18 protein-coding genes are annotated in these 26,007 nt (G+C 49.7%); 5 read left to right on the top strand and 13 right to left on the bottom strand.

Features of this window, described 5'->3' with window-relative positions; translation table 11 throughout:
• Window positions 1–3 precede the first annotated feature (3 nt).
• Entirely contained in the window at window positions 4–2,490 is a 2,487-nt protein-coding gene (locus KNQ09_RS15840) for a sigma factor-like helix-turn-helix DNA-binding protein (protein ID WP_214858991.1), read from the bottom strand.
• Window positions 2,491–2,635: 145 nt separating this feature from the next.
• Here KNQ09_RS15840 and KNQ09_RS15845 point away from each other — a divergent pair, with 145 nt between their 5' ends.
• From KNQ09_RS15845 to KNQ09_RS15855, 3 genes are all read left to right on the top strand, one after another.
• A complete protein-coding gene (locus KNQ09_RS15845; protein WP_214858992.1) occupies window positions 2,636–3,478 on the top strand; it encodes a hypothetical protein in 843 nt (280 codons plus the stop codon).
• A 210-nt stretch (window positions 3,479–3,688) separates the two neighbouring features.
• Complete coding sequence (locus KNQ09_RS15850) at window positions 3,689–4,810, top strand: DUF262 domain-containing protein (RefSeq protein ID WP_214858993.1); 1,122 nt, start codon at window positions 3,689–3,691, stop codon at window positions 4,808–4,810.
• Window positions 4,803–5,801: a hypothetical protein gene (locus KNQ09_RS15855; RefSeq protein WP_214858994.1), complete on the top strand. Its 999-nt coding sequence runs from the start codon at window positions 4,803–4,805 to the stop codon at window positions 5,799–5,801. The genes KNQ09_RS15850 and KNQ09_RS15855 overlap by 8 nt, the downstream gene beginning before the upstream one ends.
• Window positions 5,802–5,919: 118 nt before the next feature.
• On the opposite strand, the gene KNQ09_RS15860 is transcribed toward KNQ09_RS15855, so the two are convergent.
• Complete coding sequence (locus KNQ09_RS15860) at window positions 5,920–6,393, bottom strand: very short patch repair endonuclease (RefSeq protein WP_214858995.1); 474 nt, start codon at window positions 6,391–6,393, stop codon at window positions 5,920–5,922.
• 129 nt (window positions 6,394–6,522) lie between these two features.
• On the bottom strand, window positions 6,523–7,791 hold the full coding sequence (dcm, locus tag KNQ09_RS15865) for a DNA (cytosine-5-)-methyltransferase (protein ID WP_214858996.1): 1,269 nt from the start codon (window positions 7,789–7,791) through the stop codon (window positions 6,523–6,525).
• A 190-nt stretch (window positions 7,792–7,981) separates the two neighbouring features.
• Between dcm and KNQ09_RS15870 the strand changes: the two genes are divergently transcribed.
• Window positions 7,982–8,755 (top strand): hypothetical protein, encoded by a 774-nt coding sequence (locus tag KNQ09_RS15870; protein WP_214858997.1) that lies wholly within the window; start codon window positions 7,982–7,984, stop codon window positions 8,753–8,755.
• Window positions 8,752–9,864, top strand: coding sequence for an HNH endonuclease (locus KNQ09_RS15875; protein ID WP_214858998.1), 1,113 nt, complete (start codon window positions 8,752–8,754; stop codon window positions 9,862–9,864). The genes KNQ09_RS15870 and KNQ09_RS15875 overlap by 4 nt, the downstream gene beginning before the upstream one ends.
• A 122-nt stretch (window positions 9,865–9,986) precedes the next feature.
• Here KNQ09_RS15875 and KNQ09_RS15880 read toward each other — a convergent pair whose 3' ends face one another.
• The 10 genes from KNQ09_RS15880 to KNQ09_RS15925 all read right to left on the bottom strand — a co-directional run bounded on the left by KNQ09_RS15880 (window position 9,987) and on the right by KNQ09_RS15925 (window position 25,536).
• Entirely contained in the window at window positions 9,987–13,295 is a 3,309-nt protein-coding gene (locus tag KNQ09_RS15880; RefSeq protein ID WP_214858999.1) for a hypothetical protein, read from the bottom strand.
• A gap of 116 nt (window positions 13,296–13,411) precedes the next feature.
• A complete protein-coding gene (locus KNQ09_RS15885; protein ID WP_214859000.1) occupies window positions 13,412–15,985 on the bottom strand; it encodes an SNF2-related protein in 2,574 nt (857 codons plus the stop codon).
• A complete protein-coding gene (locus tag KNQ09_RS15890) occupies window positions 15,969–17,183 on the bottom strand; it encodes a hypothetical protein (RefSeq protein WP_214859001.1) in 1,215 nt (404 codons plus the stop codon). Before KNQ09_RS15890 ends, KNQ09_RS15885 begins: the two co-directional genes overlap by 17 nt.
• Window positions 17,184–17,371: 188 nt before the next feature.
• The gene (locus KNQ09_RS15895) at window positions 17,372–18,163 is read right to left on the bottom strand and encodes a ribbon-helix-helix domain-containing protein (RefSeq protein ID WP_214859002.1); all 792 of its coding nucleotides are present in this window, start codon (window positions 18,161–18,163) and stop codon (window positions 17,372–17,374) included.
• A complete protein-coding gene (locus KNQ09_RS15900) occupies window positions 18,160–18,936 on the bottom strand; it encodes a ParA family protein (protein ID WP_035412959.1) in 777 nt (258 codons plus the stop codon). The genes KNQ09_RS15895 and KNQ09_RS15900 overlap by 4 nt, the downstream gene beginning before the upstream one ends.
• Window positions 18,933–19,616 carry a DUF3102 domain-containing protein gene (locus tag KNQ09_RS15905; RefSeq protein WP_214859003.1) on the bottom strand — a complete coding sequence of 228 codons (684 nt, stop codon included), beginning with the start codon at window positions 19,614–19,616 and terminating at the stop codon, window positions 18,933–18,935. The genes KNQ09_RS15900 and KNQ09_RS15905 overlap by 4 nt, the downstream gene beginning before the upstream one ends.
• Entirely contained in the window at window positions 19,613–20,419 is an 807-nt protein-coding gene (locus KNQ09_RS15910; RefSeq protein ID WP_214859004.1) for a ParA family protein, read from the bottom strand. The genes KNQ09_RS15905 and KNQ09_RS15910 overlap by 4 nt, the downstream gene beginning before the upstream one ends.
• Before the next feature lie 599 nt (window positions 20,420–21,018).
• Window positions 21,019–22,095 (bottom strand): hypothetical protein, encoded by a 1,077-nt coding sequence (locus KNQ09_RS15915; RefSeq protein ID WP_214859005.1) that lies wholly within the window; start codon window positions 22,093–22,095, stop codon window positions 21,019–21,021.
• Between the two features lie 1,588 nt (window positions 22,096–23,683).
• The gene (locus KNQ09_RS15920) at window positions 23,684–24,019 is read right to left on the bottom strand and encodes a hypothetical protein (protein WP_214859006.1); all 336 of its coding nucleotides are present in this window, start codon (window positions 24,017–24,019) and stop codon (window positions 23,684–23,686) included.
• Between the two features lie 83 nt (window positions 24,020–24,102).
• Window positions 24,103–25,536 carry a hypothetical protein gene (locus tag KNQ09_RS15925; protein ID WP_035412947.1) on the bottom strand — a complete coding sequence of 478 codons (1,434 nt, stop codon included), beginning with the start codon at window positions 25,534–25,536 and terminating at the stop codon, window positions 24,103–24,105.
• Between the last annotated feature and the right edge of the window lie 471 nt (window positions 25,537–26,007).

A 26,007-nucleotide genomic window follows, 5' to 3' on the forward strand; every position in this document is an offset into this window, starting at 1 on the left:
CGTTTAATCCTCTGGTCCATATACCATGTCCAAGAAACTTTGCCTATTTGAGAACACTCGCTCCAGCTCTTGAACATAGTACATATCAGAGACTCTTATTTTTTCAATTAATTTTGACAATGCGATATCGATACCGTACATTCTACGGATGTCTGATTGTAGGACATTGATATCCATTCCGTCATGGACGACGCATTCGATGAAGTCCACCTGTCTCTTTTTTTCTTTCGAACAATACATCACGATGGATGTCGCGAACTGAACGAAACGTATTCGTTTGTCGTACCGACAGATACTCTCATAGAAAATATCATCGAACCCGAAATCTAGGATGGCATGATTCAATTCTTCTTGTATGTTCTTGACGGAGAAGAACCGGCCGTCAGAAAAGTGTTCAAAAACTTTTTCCCGAAAATCTAACATCTCTTTTTTACTGACTCCCGCACGTTCAAGGGCCGAAATGTTCATGTACGTCTCGTCGTCCACTCGGAACAAATCAAGATTCTGCTGAAGATTGACAAGAACCTTCCAGAATGATTGTGTATTTTGTACTGCTGAAGAGTCATCGATCTGGAAATAATCCTTCGTCAACAAAAAGTGACGGAAGTACCTTTCAGCATTCCCAAAACCTTTCCGTATCACGAATCCACCTCGTAAATCATAGCCGATCATGCCAAGATTTCGGTTATTCAGATATAGTTGACGGAAATTCTTTACGTCGGAATGTCGATTGATTAAATCTGGCACCGTATAGATATCGTCGACCAGAACGGTCTTGATGAATGATTCTTCCTCCGTACTCAACTCGGTAATATCATGTACAAGTTCGTTACGTGGAGTTAGATAGACTGACAACTCCATCTGTATCAAACTTCTCGACGAAGAGGCAAGAAGACCGAATCTTCCCTCTAACATCGATACGAATGCATCGAGGGATATTGGTCCCCATTCATCGATGAGACCTATTAACCAATCTAGTTTGCTCGTTACACCGACACTGAACTCCGGCATACGTCTAGTCTGAACCGTCTCTATGTGGAGGTTGTCTTTCACGATGTTATGAAGTTCGAAGTAGTCTCGGATATCGAGAGCGAGGAAATAGTGAGCATGGCGTTCATAAATAATACGCATGTTATAGATACCGGGATCCAGTCGAAACAACTCTCGGAATGTGTTCTCCTCCTCGAGAATAGGCTTAACATCAAAATATCGGACTCTTCTTTTCGAGGATTGCAAACAACTTTCTATCCTGTCAGCTATCCCTTCAAATGCCCTTTCCGAAATCATGTAGTGTCTAATTACTGCCTTCTGGTTTCTAAGTTCTTCTTCTAAAAAAGATAGATATCGACGATGATGCTCAGTGACATGCTTAACTTCACGTCCTTCTAGAAAAAAATACTTCTCGACAAGCCCCATCTTCGAGAGCGGTGAGGCATTTCCCAAAACATCCTCGTAAAGCCCTTCACTGACGAGCATCCGCTGTCTCTGCTCTGATTGTAAGAAAGGATATATGTTTCTTTTGGACGAAGTACCTTTCGAACACTTTTCAGAAAGGAAATGATATGTTTCTTTTCGTTCGCCTAATACAGTCTCGAAGAAGACAGGATCAAGTTCGTAACTCTCAAATAGATATCTCATCCGTCTAGCTTCTATGATATGTGTCAGAGGGATGCCAGAGACGACCTTTTCTAGAATTTGTCTGATTCTTTCACGTGTCACATTGTTGATGTCTCCTATTTCTTGGAGAGTCATTCCTGTCAGACGCTGTTCCATGATACTTTTGCTTGTTTCTGGTACAGATGATAGGGCTTCTTCTAGGTATCTAGTTCGCTTGCTCACTCGTTCTTCTCTAAGATGGACTAGCCCGTTTTGCGCTAGACGTTCTAATCCCGCAGAGACCTCGTGTTCTTGCAATCCCGTTTTTTCCACCCAGTCTCCTGGTATGGATTGGTCTGGCATTTCGTCGTATACGCTGGTCAAATCTTTTTCGATTTGATTCACTAATCGTTTCCCTAACTTTCTCGTCTGTATGATGCCAGTATCGTAGGACTCATCCCTGACACCACCATCGTTCTCGAATACCTTCATTAGTTTGATGAAGATGGCTTTACGCTCACCACCACCTGTCAGCCTTCTGAATGTTTCATAATCAATCGTCGTTAGATGTTCGTATCTTATTCCCGAGGGATGCAATAGATTTCTTACGATGTTCTCACTCACACCTCCATCTACCAAGACGAGTCTGTAGAGGGACTTCTTCTCTTCCATGATTGAGAGATCTTCTTCTTTCGCATCAAGAAATAGGCCGTGAAGTTTCTCCTTCACGTTCGCCCGTATCCCTCCTACCAGTTCCTCATCCCACTCTATGAAATCTTCTAATGTATAGCCATCTTTCATCAACTTTGCTATCGATTGCAGGCTAAGCTTCGTGTCCTTCGAGTCTGCTAAATCAAGAATTCCCAACAATCGACCATCCACTCTATCATTCATAATATTTCATCTCCCCCTTCCACCTTTATATCCCAAAAGATAAAAAGATAAAATGAAATTAATTCATTTTATTACATTTTTTATGTATAATAAAAGTTGGTAATTTTTATATAATCTTCAAAGTTGAAAAGGAGAATCTTATAACATGCTAAAAACTAAAAAAATACTCTTTTCTTTATCTACTATAGGAATTTTAACCGTCCCGCCTGTACAAACTTTTGCCACAGAAAATGAGACAATTCAAATTAACTTAAGTCCCGCTGAAGAAATAAAACAAAAACAGTTTGAAGAAAACTTAGTTAGCGTACTTAAAAAATCTAAAAATAAGGAAGAACAATTAGAAACTTATATGGATTCTCATACTAATGAAATTCAAGAAAAAATTGAAAAAGAAGATAATGATGATAGTAATTCGCTTCTAGTTGAGACTGATACACATACTTATCCATTAGACGAAAATAGCAAGATTATATTTTCTAATCAAGGAATCATTCTAGACGAATTCCAAGAAGGAGATGATCGTCCAGCAACTTTACTAGAAGAAGAAACATTAGAACAAAACACAACAGAGAATCGGTTATCATTCTTTAATTCACTAAAAGAAACTTTTTTAGGTAAATCAGCATACGCAGCTTCAGCTAAAACTAAATACGCTCACAACGAGAGAACCTTATATAGTTTTTTCGGAACAAAAGTTGCAACGGCAAGCATTGGAGCAAATTTCACTTATGATGGAAAAAAAGTCACTGCAAGAATAACTCATCACTATATAAAAAGAAATTTCGATGGTTTTGCTTATAGTATTTACGATAAGTCTTCAGGAGTCGATACCTCAAATAGTAAAAAGCGTACTGCTTTTCAAGAAGGCATAGTTAGTTACGGATTAGCTGTAAATGGAGTAGGATTAACATTCGAAGAAACTTTCCTACGTGTAAACGTTCACGGTGATTATAAAGGTCGTACTTACGGAACGTCTAATTCATACTGATTTTTTAGTTTCTTGCTAACGTATCTTTACATTGTTTTTTGCACCTAAAATAGAGATGTAGCTGGAGTGACTTACTCTAGCTACATCTTTATTTATGATATATCCATACATAAGTTATAATGAAAAAAAGGAATACTATTTTTTATTTTCTATAAAAAAACCTTATTTCATTTTAGCGATGTAATAAATAATCAAATATGGGAGATTATTATGTTAAATAATATTTTTAAAGTTTTTAATAATATTCATACTAGTCCCGAATTAAATCAAAGTAGAGAACATCTAGTTGATAAGGCCATGCAAGGTGAGTACAATTTATTGATCGATCAGGCTAGATATCCGCTTCAAAATCTCCAGACAATTTTTTCTAACTATAATTTAAAACCAGATTATCAAAGAAAAAGGGTATGGGATCAAAAAAGAAAATCCAAATTAATTGAGAGCTTGCTAGTGAACGTCCCTATTCCTCCAATTTTTTTATATGAAACAGACTTTAATAAATATGAAGTCATGGATGGTCTTCAAAGAATATCAACTATCATTAGTTTCTTTAATAATGAGTTTGAACTTGATGGTTTAGACTTATGGTCAGAAATAAATGGATTTAAATTTGGCGACTTACCTGAAGAATTAGCTAACCTAATTAGAAGAAGATATTTATCCGCCATTATTATTTTAAAGGAAACAAATAAAAGTCCCGATCGTGAATTAGAATTAAAGCAGTTTGTTTTCGAAAGACTTAACACTGGTGGCATGGAATTATCACCTCATGAGATTAGAAATGCTATTTACCCATCTGAATTTAACAGCATCATAAACAAACTTTCAGAGCTGTCCCCTTTTCGAAAAATGATAAATAATTCAGATGATGAATTAATTCGAATGGAAGACAGAGAATTAATTTTACGATTCTTTGCTTTCAAGGCAGCAATCAACTGTAATTATAGACGTGGTATAAAAAATACATTGGATAGCTTCGCTATTAAAGCTAAGGAATTTACAGACGATGAAACTGACGCTTCCTTCGACTACTTCGAATCACTTATCAATGCAGTCTATGATATTTATGGCGATAAAGCATTTAAAAAAACAAAAAATGGTAAGTTTGAAAAGATGATATATGATACTGTCATGTTGTCTATATCAAAATTGTTAGATGAGGAAATCAATTTAGATAATCTCAAAGAAATCGACTCTGTCGCAGCTAAAAATGAATTTATTAAATTGAATAAAGCTGACTTCAACGGTAAATATACTTCATTAAAAAATATAGAAAATAGAGTAAGCCTTTTTTATAATTTTTTACTTAAGGAAATCAATGACAATGAGTAAAGAATTCGCTTACGACGCTTATCAAAATTTAAAAAAATCTCTTGAATTAAAAAATCGATATCCTGACGACGAGATAGAAAAAATAATCAATAAAAACTTTGTACTTTCTTTTTATACAATTTGGGAAACATATGCAAAAAAAAAAGTTTACGATACCTACATCGATTATGAACATATTTTGCATACAGAAGATTTTATTAAAAGATACCTAAAAAAAAGTTTTGGAAAAGTTTATCTATCGTCTATTTTTTTGAAGGATTTAAGAAATACAAAGGTTAAAAAAGATATACTATGTCAATCTAACAATTTAAATTGGAAAGAGTTTGAAGATTTACTTTTAGTAATAGGGTTTAATAAAGAGCTAATAGTAGATAGGATTAATTCATCCGATGACTTATCCTCATTGATAAAAATTTTGAAAGAATCAGGAATCACACCTGTCCAAGATAGTTTGAGTAATTCAATATTTGATAACATAAAAGGTTATTTGTCATTAGTGATAGATTTACGTAATACTATATCCCACACTTATAAAATGGAAATTGATGAGCATCTTACGAATAAACAAATGATAACTTTAATTGATTTAATGAAGTGTCTAATTAATATAATCGAAAAGTATTTTGAAGAAGAAATTTTAACGATGTACTTACATTTAAATCGTACAGATACAACTATTAAAATATTAAAGGTGATACGAGGATGCAATGGTAGCGGTTCACAAACTGCAATTTTAGAGATTAAGGTCACTAATAAAACTGTAGATTTAAAATCAAAACAATGGAAAATTTCAAGCGGTAATAATAAAGGGTTTTGCAAGATCGAAGAAATCAGAATAGGTAATTGTCGATTAAAACAGTTACCATTCAACAAAACTTGCACTATTTCAATAAAACCAACTATTAAGATTAGAAGTAGTGTTGGTTCTTATGTATTGAGCCCAGGACTCTATAAAAAAAATATTGGACATAATATTATATCTATACAATAAAATACAACGGTCTTATAATAACCTCTCAACATAATTCAGATTTCAGCACTATCGAATTATATTGAGAGGTTCCTTTTTTCCATGATCAAATACTTTAATAAAAAAAAGAAATACCACCTTAATTACAAGGATCTTCTATATCAACTTCCTCCTCTAGATACGTCTCGAGTCTGGCTTCCTGGACATCCGCCCCTGTACCGAGGAGTGCATGATACGTCTTATCGATCTCGTCAATAACCCGGTCGAAATCGTCGTTCACCTCATGTTCCCAGTAACGCAGTACGGTCCATCCTTGACAGAGATAGTGCTCCGTCTGCTCCTTGTCCCGCTCGCGGTTCCGCTTGATTTTGTTGCGCCAGAATTCGACGTTGCTCTTCGGCTCCTTATAATGTGCCGGACAGCCGTGCCAGAAGCACGAATCCAGGAACACGACGAGACGCTGTGCCGGGAAGGCGATGTCTGGCGTTCCGAGCAGTCGTCGATAGTTCTTACGGTATCTGAGACCACGATGCCATAGTGCATGTCGCACCTTGACCTCCATCTTCGTGTCCGTCCCCTTGACCTTGCTGAGGTTCTTGTTCTTGGTCGCCATCATTTTTGCCTCCTCTAGTCATCCTCATACTCCGCTTTTCCCGTTCCGGGGTCCTCCGGAAACCCAAAAAGGCACCTCCATAGCGTATGGAGATGCCTCGGTATGTCCGTCCGGGTCACGGACGGCGCTTTAGTTGTTATTGATGTAGAAGGATTCCTGCGCAGGCACCGGTACCGGGTGTCGGTCCTCAATCTGCTCGATGCGCCAACCCATCCGTTCGATGAGGCCGACGACCAATGCGTTCCCCATGCAGAAATAACGCATCCGGTCACTCATCGTGCTCGTCCAGTTGTCCGGGAATCCGTTCAGGCGCTCGCACTCGAGCGGTGTCAGGAATCGCCGGCGGCCATCGACCTCGACCACGTGCGAGCTACGGTTCGTCGTCCCCTCGCTCGTCAGCATCGTACGACCCGGCTTGTCGAGATCATCGATCTCCGACATGCCACCCTCGGCGTAGATGTACTTGTGGCCGTCCGCCGACGTCCGCTCGATTTTCTTCGCGCCACGCAAGAAGTTGAACTTCTCGATTGCGGAGTCCTTGAGATAGAACTTCTCAGGCACCGTCTCCTCCGGCTGCAGGATGTCCCGCAGCGGGGTCGGCTTCTCGAAGACCGGCTCCGTATGGATGGAGTGGAAGCGACCATCATGCATGTAGCCCGAGTTATGGAAGTTCGCAGAGAACGTGTCGGAAATCTCGACGATGTCGTCCGGGAGCATCCCTTCGAGTCGGCGGTTCTTGATGACCTCCGGCTTGACCGGGAAGACCGGTGCGAAGAAGCCCTTCTCGAACAGGATGTCGTCCGCCGTATAGGACTCGAGTTCCTTGGAGAACCCAGAGTCGTCACGCGTCGCGAAGATGAACACGCGTCTACGACGTTGCGCCATTCCATATTCTGCGGCGTTGAGGACACGCCACTCGACCTTATATCCGAGGTCACGGAACGTCGCCAGCATGACCGCGAAGTCACGACCACGTTGTTTCGCCGGTGACTTCAGAAGACGATCGACGTTCTCGAGAAGGACATAGCGCGGTGCCGTCGCCTCGATGATGCGCTTGATTTCCCAGAAGAGGACACCCTTCTTGCCTTGTATCCCCTTCTCGCCCGAAAGGCTGCGTGCGACCGAGTAGTCCTGACACGGGAACCCACCGACCACGATTTGTGCGTCCAGGTTACGGAACGCCTCGTCCGTCACGGTCGTGATGTCCTCGTTGGAGTGAATCCCTTCATCGAAGTTCGACGCATAGCACTCGAAGGCATCCTGCGCCTTGCGTGAGGGCTCCCACTGGTTCCCCCATACGACCTTGAAGAGGTCTTCGTTCGCCTTCTCGAGCCCGACGCGGAAGCCGCCGACCCCTGCGAATAGCTCGATTGTGTTGAGCCTTTTTCTTGTTTCCATAAATACGAACATCCTTTCGCTCTGTTTCAGTTTCTCAATTATATCAGATATCTTTAGGTTTGAACAGATCGAAATTTCCTCGATCCCAACTTCGTCCCCGATGCCTCCCTCCCGGCTCGGCAGTCGCTTGGCAGCATGCTATAATCTAGGCATGAGCGTCAAAAATATCTATACATACGGAGAGATGTCCATGGAACCGCAGAACAATGATACGAACGAGATGAAGAACAAATCCTTCCGCCTGTCGGAGGAGGTGACGCGTCGGATCGGTGAGCTGGTCCGGGAGCGTCAGGTGACGACGAACCAACTGTTCGAGGAGTTCGTCACGTTGAGCGAGAACCGCTCGCACGATCCATTGCTGACGGAGGAGGACGAACAGCTCTCTCTGTTGCTACGCCAAATCGGCAACCTGTTCGAGGAGCGCTCCCTACGACTGAAGCGTCAGGCGACGGACCTCGCGGGCATCAAGACGCGGCACGAGGAGACCATCTCCCGGCTCGAGGACGAGGTGATCGAGGAGCGTGCTCGGATCGAGGAGGAGGGACGTCTCGCCGGCGAACGGCTCGCTGAACGGGAACAGGAACTCGTCGCTTCCGCACAAGAGGCGGAGGCGGGACGGAAGAAGGCGGAGGATGCTCTCGCACGTCTCGAGAAGGAGCATGCCGACACGGTGAAGGCGTTGCGTAAGGAACTCTTCTCGCTCGAGGAGCGGCTCCGTCGCGGCGATGAGGAGAAGGAACGACTACAGCATCAACTCCATAGCCTGACCGCCGTCGCGGACGACTATAAGGACCGTTCACGTAACGCCGAACGCCTGGAGGAGGAGAATCGCGAGCTGATGATGAAGGTCCGGCTGCTCGAAAACGAGAAGGAGCGACAGGATGCCGCAATCGCCGAACGCATCGAGCTTGCCGTCCTGCGCGACCGCGAACGACGCGCCGATGATTCAGGAGATGGTCGATGAACCGTATCGTCCCGCAGGACCTCATACCAGGTAAGGTCTATCCGGCAGGAACGGATTCATCCTCCCACTTCGCGAACGAACCCTTGAGCCGTCTGTTCCGTTTCGGGGACGGACTCCGCGGACTCGGCAACCAAGGGGGCATCCGTCGTTCGATGGTCGAAGGACGGGATGGTGCCCCACGGGAGGAGGCGTTCACGGTCATCCTCGACACCGGGAAACAATCCGAATGGAGGAACGAATACGACCCCACCAGCGGCATCCTCGTCTATTATGGCGATAACCAGACCCCTGGCAAGGACTTCCGTGACACGAAGCAACGTGGGAACGAGACCTTCCTGAAGTATTTCGACCGTGCGTATTCCGTTGAGGAGAGCCATCATGCTCCGTTCTTCTACTTCGAGCGCGTCGGCAACAACGATGTACGCTATGTCGGGATCGCCCTGCCTTATGTGGAGGGAATGACGCGTGACGAGGTACTCCGTCGTCAGCAATTCCATCATCTGGGTGCAGGCGCGTCATATGAGAACCTCGTCGCACGCTTCACCGTCCTCCCGCTCGCCGTCTCGGGCGAATGGCTCGTCGACTTGAAGACGGGAATCATCGGTGGTCCGAACGAGCCTGAAGCCTGGCGCGCGTTCCGCGACGATCGTTCCATCATATCATCGGATGACGATGCTTTGGACGACCCGGCAGTCGAAGATTTTTCCCGACCACCGCGCCTCCACGAAGGTGCGAGGATGACGATGTATCGCCTCTCCCAGTCGCGTTTCCGGGAGTCGCTCCTCAGACGAAGCTCATGTTGTGAGCTATGTGGACTCGCGGTACGAGAGCTCCTCGTCGCGAGCCACATCCTTCCCTGGGCGCACTCGGATGACCGACAGAAGGACGATCCCGACAACGGACTCGTCCTCTGCGACATGCATGACGGTCTGTTCGATAAGGGGTTCATCTCGTTCGATGAGGAGGGGAGAATCCTCTTGACCTCACGGCTCGACGCGAACAGTCTCCGCTTTGTCGGCATCCGGGAGGACATGACCATCCGGATGTGGCCTAGGCGCGAGGTCTACATGCGACATCATCGCGCACGCTTCGAGGACCCACTCCGATGAATAACGACAATCATCCCGCCACCATGAGCGGATGCTGATCGACATGCCATCATCTTCGGCATCGATACGAAAAAACAAGAGAAGGACACTGCCCTATGACGGTGGCAGTGTCCTTCTCTTGTTCATTTGCCTACGATCAACGTCTTCTCGAGCGACTTGAAGTTGTTGCGTTCGACCTTCACGACGAGTTTCGTCTTCGCCGTCTGTCTCGGGATGGATAGCTTGAACTTCCCATCCTTCGCTACTAGGACCTTCTTCGAGATGCTCTTGCCATTCTTGAAGACTTGCACGTAGGAATCCCGTTCCGTCTTCCCCTCGACGAAGCGTGAGGACGATGTCACGTTCTTGACCTCTAAATACTTTATCGTGCCTTTCACGGTACGCCGTTCATAAGGAGAATCGATGCCATCCTTCCCCTTCGCCTTGACCACTATCCGAGAGCCTACTGGCCAGCCCTTGCCGCTTAGACGATAGTTCCCGCGACTATCCGCTTTCACGAGATATTTCGTGGTATTGATCTTGATTTCCACAGTGAGCGCGGGCTCCGTTTTCCCGGTAATCGTCTTCGAGTTATCGAAGACCGGATTCACGGTCGGCTTTCTCGGGACGTGTTTCAAGACCACTTTCTTCTCTGAACGGTTCCCTACTATATCCGTCACGCGTAGGAGCAGTTGCTCTCGTGTACCGAACGCTCTGTTCACGACGTACTCGAACTTACCGTCTGATGCCGTCCTCACATAGAAGATTCGCTTCGACTTCTGATAGATTTCGACGGTCGCACCAGGTTCGCTCGTACCGTAGAGTCTCGTACCGACGTTCCAGTCATCTCGCCAATCGATTCCGACGTTCGTGCTCGGTGCGATGGTGTCCGATTGCTTCGCCCGGTACACCACTTTCGGGAGAGCATTCCTACGTGAGAGGTGTATCTTGAGCTCCGAATGATTCTTGAGAGGCTTGTCGAGATTGAACACGACCTTCTCGGCGAATCCTTGGGAGATTTTTTTACCTTCGTATTCGAGTGTGAGATATGGATCGACCTTCGAACCTTTGATGCTCGTTTTTAGGACGACCGACTTCCTATCCTTCATCAACTCCACCGAGTTGATTCCTAATACGGAAGATGCATCCTTTAGCGTGACCAGGTTATCGCCCTTGTCGAGTATCTCCATATCAACTTTTTCGGATGCCTTCAAGACATGAGTCTTGATGGAGAACCGTCCTGTTCCGTCAGCCTTCGCCGTGTATTCCCGACCTGAGATGCTCACCGTCACATTCGCCTGCGGTTCGGTCTTCCCTTCGATCGAATCTTCTCCTGCGTAAGGTGTGACTAACATATCGAGACTAGGTCTTACGGTATCGATGGGAATGATTTTCTTACGACTCTCGTTCCCGTTCGGGTCCGTGCTGACGAACTCGAAATATGCTACCCTACCGAAACTGGAATGGTGACTGTATACCACGTTATCCCAATATCGTCTCATGGCATCGACCGTCTCGGTCCCGCCGTCGTCGTAGACGATCGTGATTCTCATCGTATCACCCGGCATGAGACTTGCTCTGATTTGGTCATCTCGATCCTGGATTGGCTCCACGTTGATTGCTGGAGGTGTCGTATCCCGATAGGTCAGTTCCACGGTCCGACGCACTTTATTCTTCTCATCATCAATCACTAGCTTATATGGACGATGCGCTGGACTGACGTCCGGAAGCTTCACGGTGAAGTTACCTATCGCGTCACTATAAGTGGTCTCGACGTGTCCATCGTAATATATGGCAGAGACCTTGAGGTTCGGAGCCGTTCGTCCAACGATGCTATTGCTATCATCGTCCAAATCATCGATTCGCGGAGCATTAAGCTCCACATATTCTCCGGACACGGCATCGGATTTCACGTCATTATCATCCACTACTCGTAGAGTGAAACGGTCCCCGTCCAACCAATCTCCGACTCCAATCACATACTCGCCGGATTGATTACAATCGCGAAGCAGTGACTTACTGACATCGAAGGTTCCGTCGGCATGGACCTTTGATATCTCTACCCATTTGTCGATTAACTTGTCGTTACGGACCGAGATTTTCATCGTACCGTTTTCGAAGTAGTATGATGGCTTTTCGTTCGGGCGTAGATCGACGACCTCGGTCTTCCTGCTCCTACTAACTCCTCCATCATAACGAGCCGTCACGGTGACCGTACCGTCGAACTCGTTCGGCATCAAGACAGAATAGTGACCGTTCTCGTCGGAGGTGGTGTTCATCTGATAACTTCCCATCGCTCCAGTGAAGTCGATTCGGATGTCCATGAACCTCGGAGCAGTGCCCGTCACTCTCGTGGAATCAGAGGTCACCTTATCCAGGAATAAATCATGACTATCAAAGTTCTTTTCGTATAATCGATGTGTTTCTTCACCGAAGTATGTCTCATCCTTTTTTTGCACCACGAACGTTATACTTGGCTCGTTCATGTTCCGGGGGATGGAGATTGAAAATCTACCTCGATTGTCGACTTCACCTAATCTTTGCAAGCTCCCTTTGTTCTTGACGTATATGGTATGTCCCGGCGTCCCGCTCCCATTGATATATTCACCCTCCTGGATGATTTCGCTGTTGATGATGAGCGGATTATCGGAATTGATTTTCGGTCCAGTGACCGTCTGGGTGCTCTTGAATATTTCGGGCATCACATCTTCACCGACGCCATCCATTTTTATCCAATAAGTAGCCACACCATTATCGAAGTACGTCCAGCGGCTTAATGCTTTAGAGAAATAACCCTCTTCGTCGCTACGGAACCATGTACCATCATCCCAAACCCCATCCTCCATCTGGTTACCTAGGAAAAACTGCATCGAGGGTAACGTCTTACCCGTCATGATGACCTGATCATCTTCCACCTTACTGGAAATCGTGAACGGAATTTTCTCTGGATTCGCTATGTCAAGGTTGACCACTTCGCTTTTCCGTTCGGCGTTACGTACATAGGCTCTTACACTACTGCTGTCCAGATTTTTTATCCTGAGCAGTGAGCCGTCACTGTAAACAACATCGCCGACGAGCACTACGACCTCGAAGCCTTGCGGACTATAGAAGAGGGATTCGCCGCTCTTGTTCTTCCCTAAATACTTGGGAGGTTGGATTGATTCCGTCATTTGTTCTGCGGAGTAGCGGGCGATTCTTCCATAGGTGCCGTCCATCTGTTTTTCACGTATCCCGATGGTCTCTCGACCGATTTTCTGGTCGAATTTCATCTTGAACTTTCCGTCAGCATCCGACTTCGTCGCATACCATTTGTTGGCGAACAGAATCATCACATCGGTGTCCACTTCGGCGGTTCCTTCGATTTCTGAATCAATCGAAGTGAACGGCGTCAGTCCCACTTCCGCATGGACCGAGTTCTGAAGAATGAAGAACATCAAAGGCAGTACGAACATGAATGCATTGAATCGTAAAAGGTCTTTCACCCTTTTCAAGCTCACTTGAATCATCACCTCTTTGGTTTGATCGGTACTGCCAGATTGTTTCTAGACGGGTTTGAACGACTCGTTCGTCACTCGAAAAGTGCGATGATCTCCTCATAGTCGACCGTAGGATCAGGACGGAGCTCGCCGTTCTCGATCGCGTCGAGCATGCGTTGTTCCTTCATCTTGAGGCGGTCATAGATTTTCTCGTCGACCATCCCATGTGCCTCCGGTTGTCCTTGCATCATCATGTAGTGATAACGCGTGTATTGTCCCTGAGGTAGACCCAGTCGATGGATGCGGTCGCGCGATTGCAGCATGTGCGTCAGGTTGAACGAATATTCCAGGTAGACCGCATCATGACAGACATGGTGCAGCGATACCGACTCGGCAAGGGTATGCGGGTTCGTGACGATGACGTCGAGCTCGCCCGCCTGGAACGACTTGATGATGCGTTCGCGCTCCTCGAGCGGCGTACTCCCATAGATCGCCTCCGCCTTGATGCCCCGGGCGAGAAGCTCCGCCCGGAACTTGTCGATCGTATGGACGAACATGCACCAGACGACGGCCGTCTTGCCCTCATCATGCAGGTCGGAGACGAGCTCCACCCCGGCACGGAACTTCCGTGTCGTCGGCACGCGGCGCAACAGTTCGACCTCCGAGCGGTCGAGCGTGACTGGAGGCGTGTCCTCCTGTCCGGCGAAGGTGAGGCCGGATGCCTCCTCCTCTCCATACATCTCCTGGAAGTCGAGTGCCCGCAACAGGAGCTCCGGGCAGGTCGAGGCCTGCAGGAGGCGGATGTACATGCTGAACGGGTTCCCCAGGTACTTGCGATGGACGAGGTCGATGATCGCCTGCTCGGCGTCGTTCGCCTCCACGTGGTACTGGATGTCCGGCTCCGCCTGCGGCACCTGGAGCTCGTGCTTCGTCGTCCGCCAGAAGAACGGCAGCAGCTTCGCGTTGATTTCCTCGATGCGGGTCGAGGAAGGATTCTTCAGCTCGCTCGGCTTGAAGTTGAAGAAGCTCTTGTAGTCCTCCCCGTACAGGATGTTCAGGAAGTTATAGACGTCCTCGTAGGTGTTCGGTATCGGCGTACCGGTCAGGACGTATTTATAAGAAGTCAGCGTCGAGAGACGCTTCGCGATCTGGGCCCGTTTGCTCTTCATCCCCTTGATTTTATGGACCTCGTCGAAGACGAGCATCGTGCGTCCGTCGATGACGTCGCTGAGCACGCCCTCGAATCGTCCGAGAGACTCATAGTTGACGAGGACGAGGTCGAACGAGTCCCCACCGAGACGAAGCTGACGGATCGGCTCGTCCGAGTCATGGATGTTGAGAAGGCTTAGGCTCCGCTTCGTCCCGAAGTTCTCGACGTACTCGTCCTTCCAGGCGAGGAACGTGTTCTTCGGCCCAATCATGATGATCTTGTTCACGCGGTCGACCTCCGGGGAGGACAGATAGGCGAAGGCGCCGTATACCATCGAGGTCTTCCCTGCACCCGGCACGGAGAAGTTCGCCGCCCGATGCATCTCCGCCATGTAGAAGGCGGACTGCATCTGCTTGTCGCGGAGTTCCCGGTGCAGCTCACGGTCGACGATCGATGCGAAGTTAGCATACTTGTCCTCGATCCGGTCGTCCTGCGTCTTCAGCAACATCGCGTAATTCGATCGTTCCTCGATGAGATAGGTCTGTCGCTCGAGATGTTCGGCCAGCGCGCGCGTCACCACGACGTCGAAGTCCCGTCGTCTGCCTAGCTTCTCGAAGAGTTCGATGACCTTCCGGATTTCGACGTACGTCAGGTCCTCGCGGAAGTGAGGATATCCTGCATCCTCGTAGTAGGGCTTCAGCTTCGTCTTGATGGTGAGCTCGTTCTCCTTCATCTTGCCTGGTGTCACGTTGTCGTGAATCACGAATCGTCCGTCATCGTCCACCGTGAGGATCATCGCGTCCTCCTGTAGCATCTCCTTGTCCAATATGATCGTCCCCTTGTCGTATGTCAGTATCTTCTTGATGATGAGTTCCTCGATGTGCTTGACGTAGATGTTCTCCTCCCGCATCCGGTCCGCCCAGAGCAGGTCGAACTCGCGACGCGCGCGAGGGATTTTCTCGACGTCGAACGGGGAGGAGAGCCATGTCGTCGTGATGTCGAAGGACTCGAAGTTGTTCTGGATGGCGGCGCTCGTCTCGTTGTTCGAGCCCGTGAAGTAGATGACGTTCCCGTATCCGTCCTCGACGAGACCGAACTTCGAGTGGAACAGCCCGGACGACTTGAAGCCGATCCGGATGTCGACGACGCCGGTCGCAATCAGATGGGCGAGGTTGCAGTAGTCCATCATCTCCTGACTATCGAGCCGTTCGTCGAGTCGTCCGAGCAGGTCGTCGACGGTCTGTTCCCGCAAGGCATAGCCTTGTCGTATCAGCCGTACGTCCTCCTCGCTCAGCTCCTCCGAGACGATGAGCCGCATCCGTCCACCGTTGCGGACCAATCCCTTGACGCCCTGACCGTAGGAGGCCAGCGCCTTCGAGCTGAAGTAGCCGCTGACCCGGTCATAGGCGACCGCCCGTCCGAGGACGGGCGTATAGAAGTCCTTGCCGATCTGATGCTCCGTCGTATAGTAGGACGGTCGCAGCACCAGGTCGCGGAAGTCAGAGTCGTGACTCATAGGCCCCGAGTTCCTTCCGGATCTGTTCGACGAGACGGGCGAACTCCTTCTTCGAGCCGGCATCCATCCGGGCGATCTGGTCCGCGTCGACGTTGTCGAGCGTCCGGATGACCGTGTTGAGCGAGTCGATCGGCTTCATCTTGACGCGCGTCAACACCGTCTCGTCCACACGCTTGCTGACGATCGAGCTCGCCTCCTCGCGTACGTTCTTGAGGTTCTCGTTCAGCTTCTTGACCGTGTTCACGGTCACGCTCGCCTCTTCCTGATAGGCATCGTAGACGTCCTCGACGATGTCGTCGTATTCGTCGAGGAACTGTTCCCGGTTGCCCGCCTGGATGATTTCCTTCCCGATGCGTCGGATGTAGCGCGTCAGGTCGCCTTCCTTCGAGAGCGTCATCGCCGTGAAGAGGGCGTTCTTGACGCGTTCATGTTCCTCCTCGTCCTTCTCCTTGTTGAGGATGAGCATGACCTCCTGGAGCGGTCCGTCGAGCTCCATGTCGCGTGCCACGTAGTACTTGCCCTCGGCGTTGATGAACGAGAGGAACTCGACCATGAGGTTCGCCTTCTTGAGCATCTTCTTGACGTCCCCTTCGGTCTTGTTCGTGTTCGTCGCATATTCCTTCACCGTGAAGTACTTGTTCTTCTCGATGTCGTTGTAGACCTCGACCAGGTTGTCAATGGCGTTATAGTCGACCGGACGCTCCTCGCCGTGTTGCAGGTTGAGCTCGAGTCGCTTGATGTCGATCGCGGAGAGACCCTCCGACGGATCGAGGATGACCGCCTCGAAGAACGACGTCTTCCCTTCCCGCTTCAACTGACGGAGGCACGTGTAACGTCGGTTCCCGTCGACGACCGTCCCGTCGTTGAGGACGACGCCCGGTAGACGCTGTCCGAAGAGATCGATGTTCTGCTTCGTCTTGTTGAGCGCCGCGCTGTTCGATTCGACGATGAACTGCTCGACGAGGTCGTTGTACTCCTCCTTCGAGAGGCTCTGGATGTCCTTGCCTTCCGATTCGTAGCGGTTCATCGAGCTGATGATACGTCCGTTCTGACGGTTGTATAAAAGATGCTCGAGCGGGATGCGGTGTACCGGGTAGCTGCGCGTCTGGCCCTTGATCGTCAGCTTACGCGTTCCATCCGTCAATGAGATGGTCTTACCGATTTCTTTTTGTAGGTCGATCTTATTATCGAAGTTCATAGCTTGTGATTCCTCCCAAATTTCATGTGCGTCAACCAGCTGGTGACGCGACTCCATAACTAAATTTTAAGCATATATAGAAAATAAAGACAGTATGTTTTCGGAAATAGTTGTCAGAATTTCTAAACTGACCCCCATGACAGACGGGCACGCCCATCCGAGGAGATGAGCGTGCCCGATTCATGGCTTCAACGACGTAGATATTGCTCGAGTGCGCGCCGGATGATGTCCTCCGGGCTGCTGCCGTCCTCTTCCGCCCGTTCCTGCAGGTTCTTCAACAACGGATCGTCATCCCCGAAGTCGATCCGCAGCTTGACCGGACGGCTGACGGACGGCTGTTCGATGACGCGACGTTCCTTGCGGTCGCCTAGCATCCGCTTGACCTCGCGGAGTTCCTCCCGCGTCATCTCGTAGACGGTCTTCTCGCCGTCCCCGACCTGGTATGTACGTCCCTCGAGCATGACAGCCCTCGGGTCCTCCGGCCAGGAGAGCAGTTCCGCGAGCTTCGACGCCGTCAGCTCCTCCTCGACCGCACGGACGAGCAGCTCCTCGCCGAACACGTTCCAGAACGAGACGAAGCGGCTCACCTGCGACTGCGACAGGCCGATGCGCCCGACGAACTCGAGCCATCCGCCCTCCTCCTGTCGGAAGCCGTCACGCGTCCCCTCATAGCGGAAGATGGCGTTGGCGTGCGCGAGCACGCGGCACTTCTCGACGAAGCTCGTCGCATGGATGGCATCGATGTGGTTGTAGTACTGGACCAGTCCGTCCATGTTCTCGGGTAGCTTCTTCGTCACGACGCGGGACAACGAGGTCGCGGACAGAGATTGATACGGGTTCGCGACGCTCGTCGTCGAGGAGAACTTCTTGACGGCGTCGACCTTCTCCCCTCGTGCGTCCGTGTTCGGGTTCGTCGCCTCAGGGAGCGCGCCGTTCGCCTGGAAGCTCGAGAACTTCGGTGCGTTCTTCTTGCGACTCATAATGCGAGCACCTCCTCCGCGAGCTTCAGGTACGCGTCCGTCGCCGGACCCTTGTGGTCGATGACCGGACGGGACTCACGCTGGAGCGATTGTACCTTCACCATGTACGGGATCGTCGTCAACACGGGGATGCCGACCTCCCGTCCGAGGTCGACGAGTTCCTCGACCGTCGTCAGGTCCCCGCGCGAGCGCGTACCGACCATCGTCGGCACGAATGCCGCGATGTGGATGTCCTCCTTGTAGCGTCTGATTTCCTCGAGCTCCTCTGGTGCCGTGTAGACGGCGTCCATCGAGAACTTCTGCATCTGCACCGGCATCACGATGATGTCCTGTGCGACCAGGGCGCAGCGGGCATAGGGGTTCAAGGCGGACGTCGATCCCGGGCAGTCGATGAGGCAGACGTCGAACAGTTCCTCGACGCGTGCGAGCTCCTCCCTCAGGCGGAACTCATAGCCCATCTGGCTCGTCAGGCCGGTCGGCGAGGCGGAGCGGCGCGTCGGTACGAGATGGACCGTCCCCGTCTCGTACTCGCAGTTGACGATGACCTGCTCGATCGGTGCATAGTACGGGTCATCCTCGTTGATCAGACAGTCGAGCAGCACCTTCCCTGGATAGTCCTCGGTCAGCCCGAGACCGTTCGAGGTCGATGCCTGGTCGTCCGCGTCAATCACGAGTACACGGAGCCCCTCCCTGGCGTAGGCATGCGCGAGGTTGATCGTCGTCGTCGACTTCCCGACCCCACCCTTACGGTTGTATAACGCGATTTTCTTCATCGTCTCTCTTCCCCTTCCGTCTCATCTGAGCCCTCCACGATGCCGTGGTCGAGCGATTCCTCTATCAATCGTGACAAATATTCGCTGATGCTGAGCCCTTGTGCGCTCGCGAGCGCATGGAGGCGTTCCGATGTGTCCGTCGGCACGCGTGCCGACAGGACCGTCGACGTCGTCTTCTTCTGACGGAAGGCGCTGACCTTCACGCCCGACGTGGCGGAACGGCTAGCCCGGAGTTCGCGTACGGTCGCCTCCTCTATCGGTTTCCGCCCGCCTTCCACGGGCAGGCCGTTGAGCACGACGTCCTCCGGGTCCTCGACGTACATGAGCTCGAAGATTTTCGAGGCCGGCAGCTTCCCGAGCGACTCCTCGAACGGTTGGAGTGTGTCATAGGCCTTGACGTACCGCGAAGCGAGCGAGTTCGACATCTGGACCGTCTCGAGGAACCCTTGCCATTCCTTGCCATCGTGCATCTCTGACTTCGCTATCGAGAGACGCTTGCCGATCTCGAAGACCGATATCGTCTGGACGCGCGCGAGCTCCTTGATCTCGACCGCCAGGTTCTCGAGGTCCTTCGACACGGGGAGCTTCTGGACGACGGAGCCGATGTCCGTCAACCCGCTCCGATACGGATGTTGCTCCTGAGGCTTGATCTTATGGATTTGCTTGTTCCGGGCCTTCATGCGTTCTTCCCTCCTTCGACCATGCGACGAGCGAGCTCCCTGAATGGTGCGGCGAGCTCTTGTCCTTCCTTCGACTTGTACTGCAGCACGCTCTTCCCGTTGTCGGCGGCCTTCTCGATGAAGGCTGCACGTCTGACGGACGGGAGCACGGCGAGCCCCTCCTCCTCCGCGAGCCGTCCCATGGCCTCCGCATATTCACGGTCACCCTTCAGTCCGACGTCGAGCGCGACCGGCATGATGCCCGTCAGTTCGAGCGAGCCGTTATAGAACTTCTTCACCTGTCGGATCGTCCGGATGGTACTGCCGAGTTGATCGAAGACCAGCTTCTTCGGCATGAAGGGGACGATGACATGGTCCGCACAGGAGAGGACGACCTTCGAGAGCTCGTTGATCGACGGGACGGAGTCGAGGATGATCCAGTCGAACTCCTCCGCGAGCGGCGCGAGCAGGTCCTTCAATAGGAAGAGTTTGTCCTGTTCCGATATCAGGTTGATGAGTCGGGCGTTCCGTTCGTTCGAGGGGAGAAGGCTGATGTTGTGTTTCTCGTCGTCGAACAAAATCTCCTCGATGGCGAGTCCGCGCGCCTGGACGTCGAAGAGCGTCATGTATTTGATCGTATCGGACTCCTTCAGCATCAACTTGCTGAGGGAACCTTGTGGATCGAGGTCTACGAGTAAAGTGCGTTGACCGAGTTCACCGAGTGCATGCCCCATGTTGAGGGAACAGGTCGTCTTCCCGGAACCTCCCTTTGATATGTAGAACGTCAGAATGTTCATCATCTCTCCCCTTTCTGTCTCCATCATCACATACGAGAGGATTGAAGACAATCATTTTTATCGTTCGATGTCGATTTTTTATGATATCTATATGTATACACTAGTATTAAATTGTATACGTTTCGATGTCGAAATGTATACATGACGTTTCGTCTGTCTTCCCGAACTTCAATCACCAAAGAGGGATTCTCCTTCCAAGATGATGACATACGGGCTAACCAGATTATTTTCATTACAGACATTCTAGGAGATTGAAGGGATTAAAAAAGAATTAAAAAGAATTGGAAAACGTGAATCGATCATGGAGCCCGTGATACCAACGTTCCTTGCCGAAATCAAAGTCCGATAAAGAGACATGATGATTTGGAGAAGTTCGCCTTCATCCGGATTATGCGCTCTGATTACTCGTTTTCGTTCGATACGAGTCGTTTCTCTGCATCCATTAGCCTTTTTTATGTCCTATATATTTGTTTTTTTTCCTAAATGGTATGACACATTCGAAAAATCGCCTGGACGGACATCCTGGATGCGGAGACTTCCTTTTTCGAGGCCGATGACGCCGATATCAGAGGTGATTTGACTCGTTTTCATCATTTTTTTCAGAAAAGGGCATGACAAATAGACCATCATGCGATGGCCAATTTTTCCGAGAGTCGTCTCAGACGCTCATTGAGATAGAGGACCGGGGACTGGAAGAAGAGACTATAGACGTCCGTCTCCTGCAGGCGTTCCCCGTAGCGGAGGAAGTCGTTTCGGATCGAACGCAGGACCTCGTCACAGGCCTCGAACCCATACGTGTCGCTGAGCGATTTGAGGGAGGACTGAGGCACCTCGAGCAGGTCGAAGTCGACGAAGTCACGAGCCACCTCACGAAGGTCGAACCAACCGATGAGCGTGCTCGCGCGTTCCGCCTCGCGGATGCGTCTGCTGTCGACATTCTCCCCGATCTTCATCTGGAACATGAGCGGACGTGTGACGGTATGTATGCGTCGCTTGAGCGAGATGTTGTCCTTGACGGCCGACAGGAAGTCCTTCGTGTCCTCGACGAGTTGCACGTCGAAGAGGCGTGAGAGCTGGTCGAGCATGCCCTTCACCGCAAGACGATGGCCACAATAGCGAGGGAGGAAGCCCTTCACCTCATCATAGGTGAGGATGGCCTTCTCCTGGGACTGGACATGGATGTCCCGTTCCACCTGTACGAGGGCACGCAATGCCACGCGCAGGATGTTGACGTGGTCGATCTCCATGAGATGACGGATCATCCCACACCAGATGGAGGTATATCCCGTCTTCGAAGCGAAGCTGCCGGATTCTTCCGTGAGGTCACGATAGTTGGAGAGGTAGTCGACGAGCTCGATTGATAGGACGCCGGTGAAATGGAAGTCATACCGGATGAGTCCTGCCTCCTCGAACAGACGGAGGTTGTCGTGCAACGAACGGACGGAGGTCCGGGCATGGTCCGCGAGCGTCTCGCTCTCGACGAGGGACAACATGCCCTTGTCGTCACAATGCGAGAGAAGCGTGAGAAGATGACGGATCCGCGACTTCGTCCATTTCAGGGCGAGGAACGGTCCCGGGATGTTATAGTGATGCTGTTCATACATGAAGCCTTCTTCTCGTTTCGTCCAACGCGTCAGACCGCTCATGGCGATCAACACCTTGTTCGCGACCAATACGTGTCTGTTCTGCTGATTCATCGACATTGCCTACACCTCCCCTACTCTGGACTATTAAGCCTAGTATCCTGTCCTTGAGGAGAACTGTCAAAACGCGTCTCCGGTACGGTGAAAGACGACCAACACGTCAGGAACGTTGATATGAAGCCGTTTCCATGAGTCAAAAAGATGTCATTTCGGTACGGTCGATTACGACCAAAACCGAAGGAATCCCCACATGAAGCCATCCACGGCTCCTCTTCGCCAGTATTTTTAAGGCTTTCTGACTGATGGATGTCGCTCCGGTACGGTGAAAGGCGACCAGAACAAGAAAAGTGTCGTTCCAGTACGGCGCCGGACGACCAGAACAAGAAAAAGTGTCGTTCTGGTACGGTGAAAGACGACAATTCTTGCTGTTGGAGGTTCTAAAAAAAATTTGAAAAATCTCAGAAAATCTTTGGAATGTCGTTCTAGTACGGGGATTCACGACCATTCTTTCGAAAATGTCGTTCCGGTACGGTGACAAGCGACCAAAACATGAAAGATGTCATTTCGGTACGGTCAAAAACGACAAAAGTCATCCGAAATCGATGAATATGTGTCGTTCTGGTACGGGAATGGGCGACCATAATCAAAAATTGGTCGTTTTACGACATAATTCGACATATGCATTGATCCCAATCTGATGGACCTCTTACGAGGACTACGATGCGTAATCAGACTAAAACTCCATCTAATAAGAACTTATGTTCTTATTTTTTTATCTTGACGATCATCTTAAAACTAACGACCAAGATCGTCTGTCGGAATCGGTAAGTAGAGTACGGTACGTGACGACCAAAATGTCTATTCCCCCTCCTATGGATTCTTTTCGTCTGTGAATACGACCGATATAAGCCTCATGTCGACGAGTCCTTCAGTCTGACGAATCACCATCAAAACTGACGGAGGTTCTTCATGAAGGAAATCATGAGTTCGAATGCCATACGGATGGGAATCAATCAATAACATGACATCTAAGATGGAGAAGATGTTCAATCTAAGCTTAGGCGGCGCGTTCTTATTGATATCAACAATGTTCTTACTCTCCTGCGTCACCTTTTACCTCGCCTTGGTGATTGAATCGGGAAAACTATCATTGGGTCTAGAAGAAATGAGGAAATCAGAAAAGAAGCATGCGGAAAGTCCAGCCACATGGACAACCTTATCAGACTGAAATGGCTGAGTACTGAGATGGATGGGGACGAGAAGTATGGAGTACGAGACGAAATTCAATCAGGTAGTGATCGACGAAGAGCGAAGACGTGAGGAACGGATGAATGAAGAGATTGAAGACATATTCGAAAGTTCGAGGAAAACAGATATCTAGGCAGTACGTAAGAATCAAGTAGTGATGCGGACATAAAACGATAAGATGTTTGGAGATGGAAGAAGAGCGTACGGATGAAGAAATCCGTACGCTCTCCTATTAGAAAATAAGACATTACCCTCATTATAGAGACGATTAAAGAAAGAACTAAAGAGGGAACACGTCATCCTTTTGTGGAGAAAGAATGACGATAAGGATACATCATGTAGACGCTCTTCCCCCCGTGGACGGGTCCATGATTAGTATTTCTAAGAATGAACGATCATCTCAGAGCGAGGAGAAGTCGAAGAGAAGAGTATACCCGAATGTATTGAGAGGGTCTTCTTCTCCTGTACGGGGGACGCGCGTGACGGAAATCCCTTTCAAGCGGAAGTAGCGGATGAGTGATTCACCGAAGCTCTCATGTAATAGAGGAAACTCTTCATCGAAATCTACTGTCGCGGAGTAGATATCTCTTTCCTTGAGTCGTCTGAAGCGGAAGGTGAGTCGGTTGATGACTTGTAGTGCCGCACGGTTCTCCTGCAGTCCTTCGATCATCTGTATATCTTCTTCCGAGAGTCTCTCCTTGTACGGAAGAGGAGTGAGGTGTTCTGGATTGATCATGTGGACATGCCTCCTTGAAAGATGTCAGTTTTTGCTGCCCCAGAGGAGCAAACATCGTTAGCAGTCGAGCTAGGAAGAGTTACTCAAAGCAAGAGCACGTTGCTCCGATCGTCGAGTTCCCATCTCTCGAGCGGATGGAAGTAGAGGAAATAGTAATCCCCTGAACGATGCCAGTCCTGGATGATGAAGTCGAGCTCCTTGATCCGATCGAGGTTCGTCTCGAGCTCCTTCAGGTTCTCGGCCTTCCGACTCTTGTTGAAGCGGATGGAATGGGTGAACTGTCGCCAGTGCCGCTTCGCCGGCATCTCCTCCTTGAGCTGGAAGGAGGAGAGACGTTCCTTCTGCAGGACGAACGACAGATGATAGGCGAACGTCCCCTTCAGTCGTTCGATTTGTTCCCCGTAGATGCTGATGATCTGTTGCTTGAGCAGGTCGTCATAGACCTCCTCCGAGACGGTCACGGTGATTTGTGTGTCCCGCTGTATGGCGGACGCCCCACTTATCTTGACGGAGGAGAACAGACCGAAGATGGAGAGGTCGCCCTCCTCGTTACGGACCGCAACCCGATAGTATCCCAGCTTGACGAGACGCTGCGTCGTAAGGGCATAGCTCTTCCCGCTGTCGTTGCCATAAATCTTCTTGACGAGCTTCGAGATCGGGAACACGATTTTCCGGTTCGTCTGGAACGAGATATCGCGATAGGATAGTATCTCGTTGAATGCCTCGAAATCGCGCGAATCAAGGTCAGGTACCTTCCCGTCGAGTTCTGCCAGGAATTCATTGCTGACGAGGACGGATAGATTGTTCGGTACGCCCTGCTTGTATTTCGGTACGACGGCAGAATAGTCGTGTAGGTCGAGCGAGAGGTCCATCAACGTCCCCTCCCCTTGGTTAAACTTCTCCGTCGTGTTCTTCATGCGATCGGCCAGACCAAAGAACGGGACGGTGATCGAGGTGGATGTCGCGACGTGCGCCTTCGGTTGCACTCGCTTCAGTCCCTTCGCGACCTCACCGATGACCATCAGGACGTCGGTCCGCATGGTGCTCGTCCGTTGGTTCTTCGTCTTCTGTCCCCAATGTGGATACGTATGGATGAGGAGGTTGTTGTTCTCGGCCCATTCCTCGAGTTCGCGAATATGTTCTTTCATGAGGTCCTCGACACTGTCGGCAGAGAACTTTCGTTGGAAGCCTTCCTTGCCTGAAATGTCCCAGAACTCGAGATACATCTTATGCAATCCCCTAAGCTCTTTCATCGGCCCCTTATTCTCGACATAGTTTCGGATGGCGGATCTGACCCATCTTCTCTTCAGTTTCTTGAACGAGTAGTAGCGGAGCTTCGTATAGACGTCCTCCTCGTTCTGGAACTCATAACATTCCTCATAGAGCTGATTGACGTAAGCCTCGACGTCGACGATGTCGATCGAGGCGAGTTGTTCGGTGACGTCGTTCTCAAGCAACGTCTTGGCCGCCTGAGAAACGACGAGCTGTCGGTGTTGGACGGATGAAGAACTGTCCATGGTACATCGCCCCCTTTTTTCGATACATCTAGCATATCATGTCATGCGATGTACGGGGAAACGTGACAAAAAGTATGCGCCGGCGCATACTTTTCGATGGAAGAATTCGTCGAGGGATCAGGACTACCGCCGTCTTGGAGTAGACATTTCATTTTAGGAACGCCGGAATCGTTGATAAGACATGACCATAGGAATCGAGAATCGTGGATCCGGACGCACGTTCATCATCCCCAGATGCAAACAGTATGTGACGTGTATCGATGATTACTATATCAGGATCGCGGTCTGTTGGATTGTGGTTCGTATTTAGAACACTAGAATACGCAGGTGTCCATCAATCATCTTGAGTCTATGAGTGGTGATGATGCGATTACTGATTACTATAGAAATGATTGTTTGTCTGCTCTTCCGAAAAAAGTATGCGCCGGCGCATACTTTTTTCGGAATCCATCCGTCCAAGAGGCATAGTGT

This window comes from Exiguobacterium sp. s191, from assembly GCF_018618955.1.
In the GTDB taxonomy this organism is placed as follows: Bacteria; Bacillota; Bacilli; order Exiguobacteriales; family Exiguobacteriaceae; genus Exiguobacterium_A; species Exiguobacterium_A abrahamii.

What these genes read in the sequence shown, in the direction of transcription:
- dcm (WP_214858996.1), bottom strand. Translation starts at nt 7,791, where the DNA reads ATGGAAACAAGAAAAAGGCTCAACACAATCGAGCTATTCGCAGGGGTC.
- KNQ09_RS15925 (WP_035412947.1), bottom strand. Translation starts at nt 25,536, where the DNA reads ATGGACAGTTCTTCATCCGTCCAACACCGACAGCTCGTCGTTTCTCAG.
- KNQ09_RS15920 (WP_214859006.1), bottom strand. Translation starts at nt 24,019, where the DNA reads ATGATCAATCCAGAACACCTCACTCCTCTTCCGTACAAGGAGAGACTC.
- KNQ09_RS15860 (WP_214858995.1), bottom strand. Translation starts at nt 6,393, where the DNA reads ATGGCGACCAAGAACAAGAACCTCAGCAAGGTCAAGGGGACGGACACG.
- KNQ09_RS15840 (WP_214858991.1), bottom strand. Translation starts at nt 2,490, where the DNA reads ATGAATGATAGAGTGGATGGTCGATTGTTGGGAATTCTTGATTTAGCA.
- KNQ09_RS15885 (WP_214859000.1), bottom strand. Translation starts at nt 15,985, where the DNA reads ATGAGTCACGACTCTGACTTCCGCGACCTGGTGCTGCGACCGTCCTAC.
- KNQ09_RS15895 (WP_214859002.1), bottom strand. Translation starts at nt 18,163, where the DNA reads ATGAGTCGCAAGAAGAACGCACCGAAGTTCTCGAGCTTCCAGGCGAAC.
- KNQ09_RS15880 (WP_214858999.1), bottom strand. Translation starts at nt 13,295, where the DNA reads ATGTTCGTACTGCCTTTGATGTTCTTCATTCTTCAGAACTCGGTCCAT.
- KNQ09_RS15845 (WP_214858992.1), top strand. Translation starts at nt 2,636, where the DNA reads ATGCTAAAAACTAAAAAAATACTCTTTTCTTTATCTACTATAGGAATT.
- KNQ09_RS15915 (WP_214859005.1), bottom strand. Translation starts at nt 22,095, where the DNA reads ATGTCGATGAATCAGCAGAACAGACACGTATTGGTCGCGAACAAGGTG.
- KNQ09_RS15875 (WP_214858998.1), top strand. Translation starts at nt 8,752, where the DNA reads ATGAACCGTATCGTCCCGCAGGACCTCATACCAGGTAAGGTCTATCCG.
- KNQ09_RS15900 (WP_035412959.1), bottom strand. Translation starts at nt 18,936, where the DNA reads ATGAAGAAAATCGCGTTATACAACCGTAAGGGTGGGGTCGGGAAGTCG.
- KNQ09_RS15890 (WP_214859001.1), bottom strand. Translation starts at nt 17,183, where the DNA reads ATGAACTTCGATAATAAGATCGACCTACAAAAAGAAATCGGTAAGACC.
- KNQ09_RS15850 (WP_214858993.1), top strand. Translation starts at nt 3,689, where the DNA reads ATGTTAAATAATATTTTTAAAGTTTTTAATAATATTCATACTAGTCCC.
- KNQ09_RS15855 (WP_214858994.1), top strand. Translation starts at nt 4,803, where the DNA reads ATGAGTAAAGAATTCGCTTACGACGCTTATCAAAATTTAAAAAAATCT.
- KNQ09_RS15905 (WP_214859003.1), bottom strand. Translation starts at nt 19,616, where the DNA reads ATGAAGGCCCGGAACAAGCAAATCCATAAGATCAAGCCTCAGGAGCAA.
- KNQ09_RS15870 (WP_214858997.1), top strand. Translation starts at nt 7,982, where the DNA reads ATGGAACCGCAGAACAATGATACGAACGAGATGAAGAACAAATCCTTC.
- KNQ09_RS15910 (WP_214859004.1), bottom strand. Translation starts at nt 20,419, where the DNA reads ATGATGGAGACAGAAAGGGGAGAGATGATGAACATTCTGACGTTCTAC.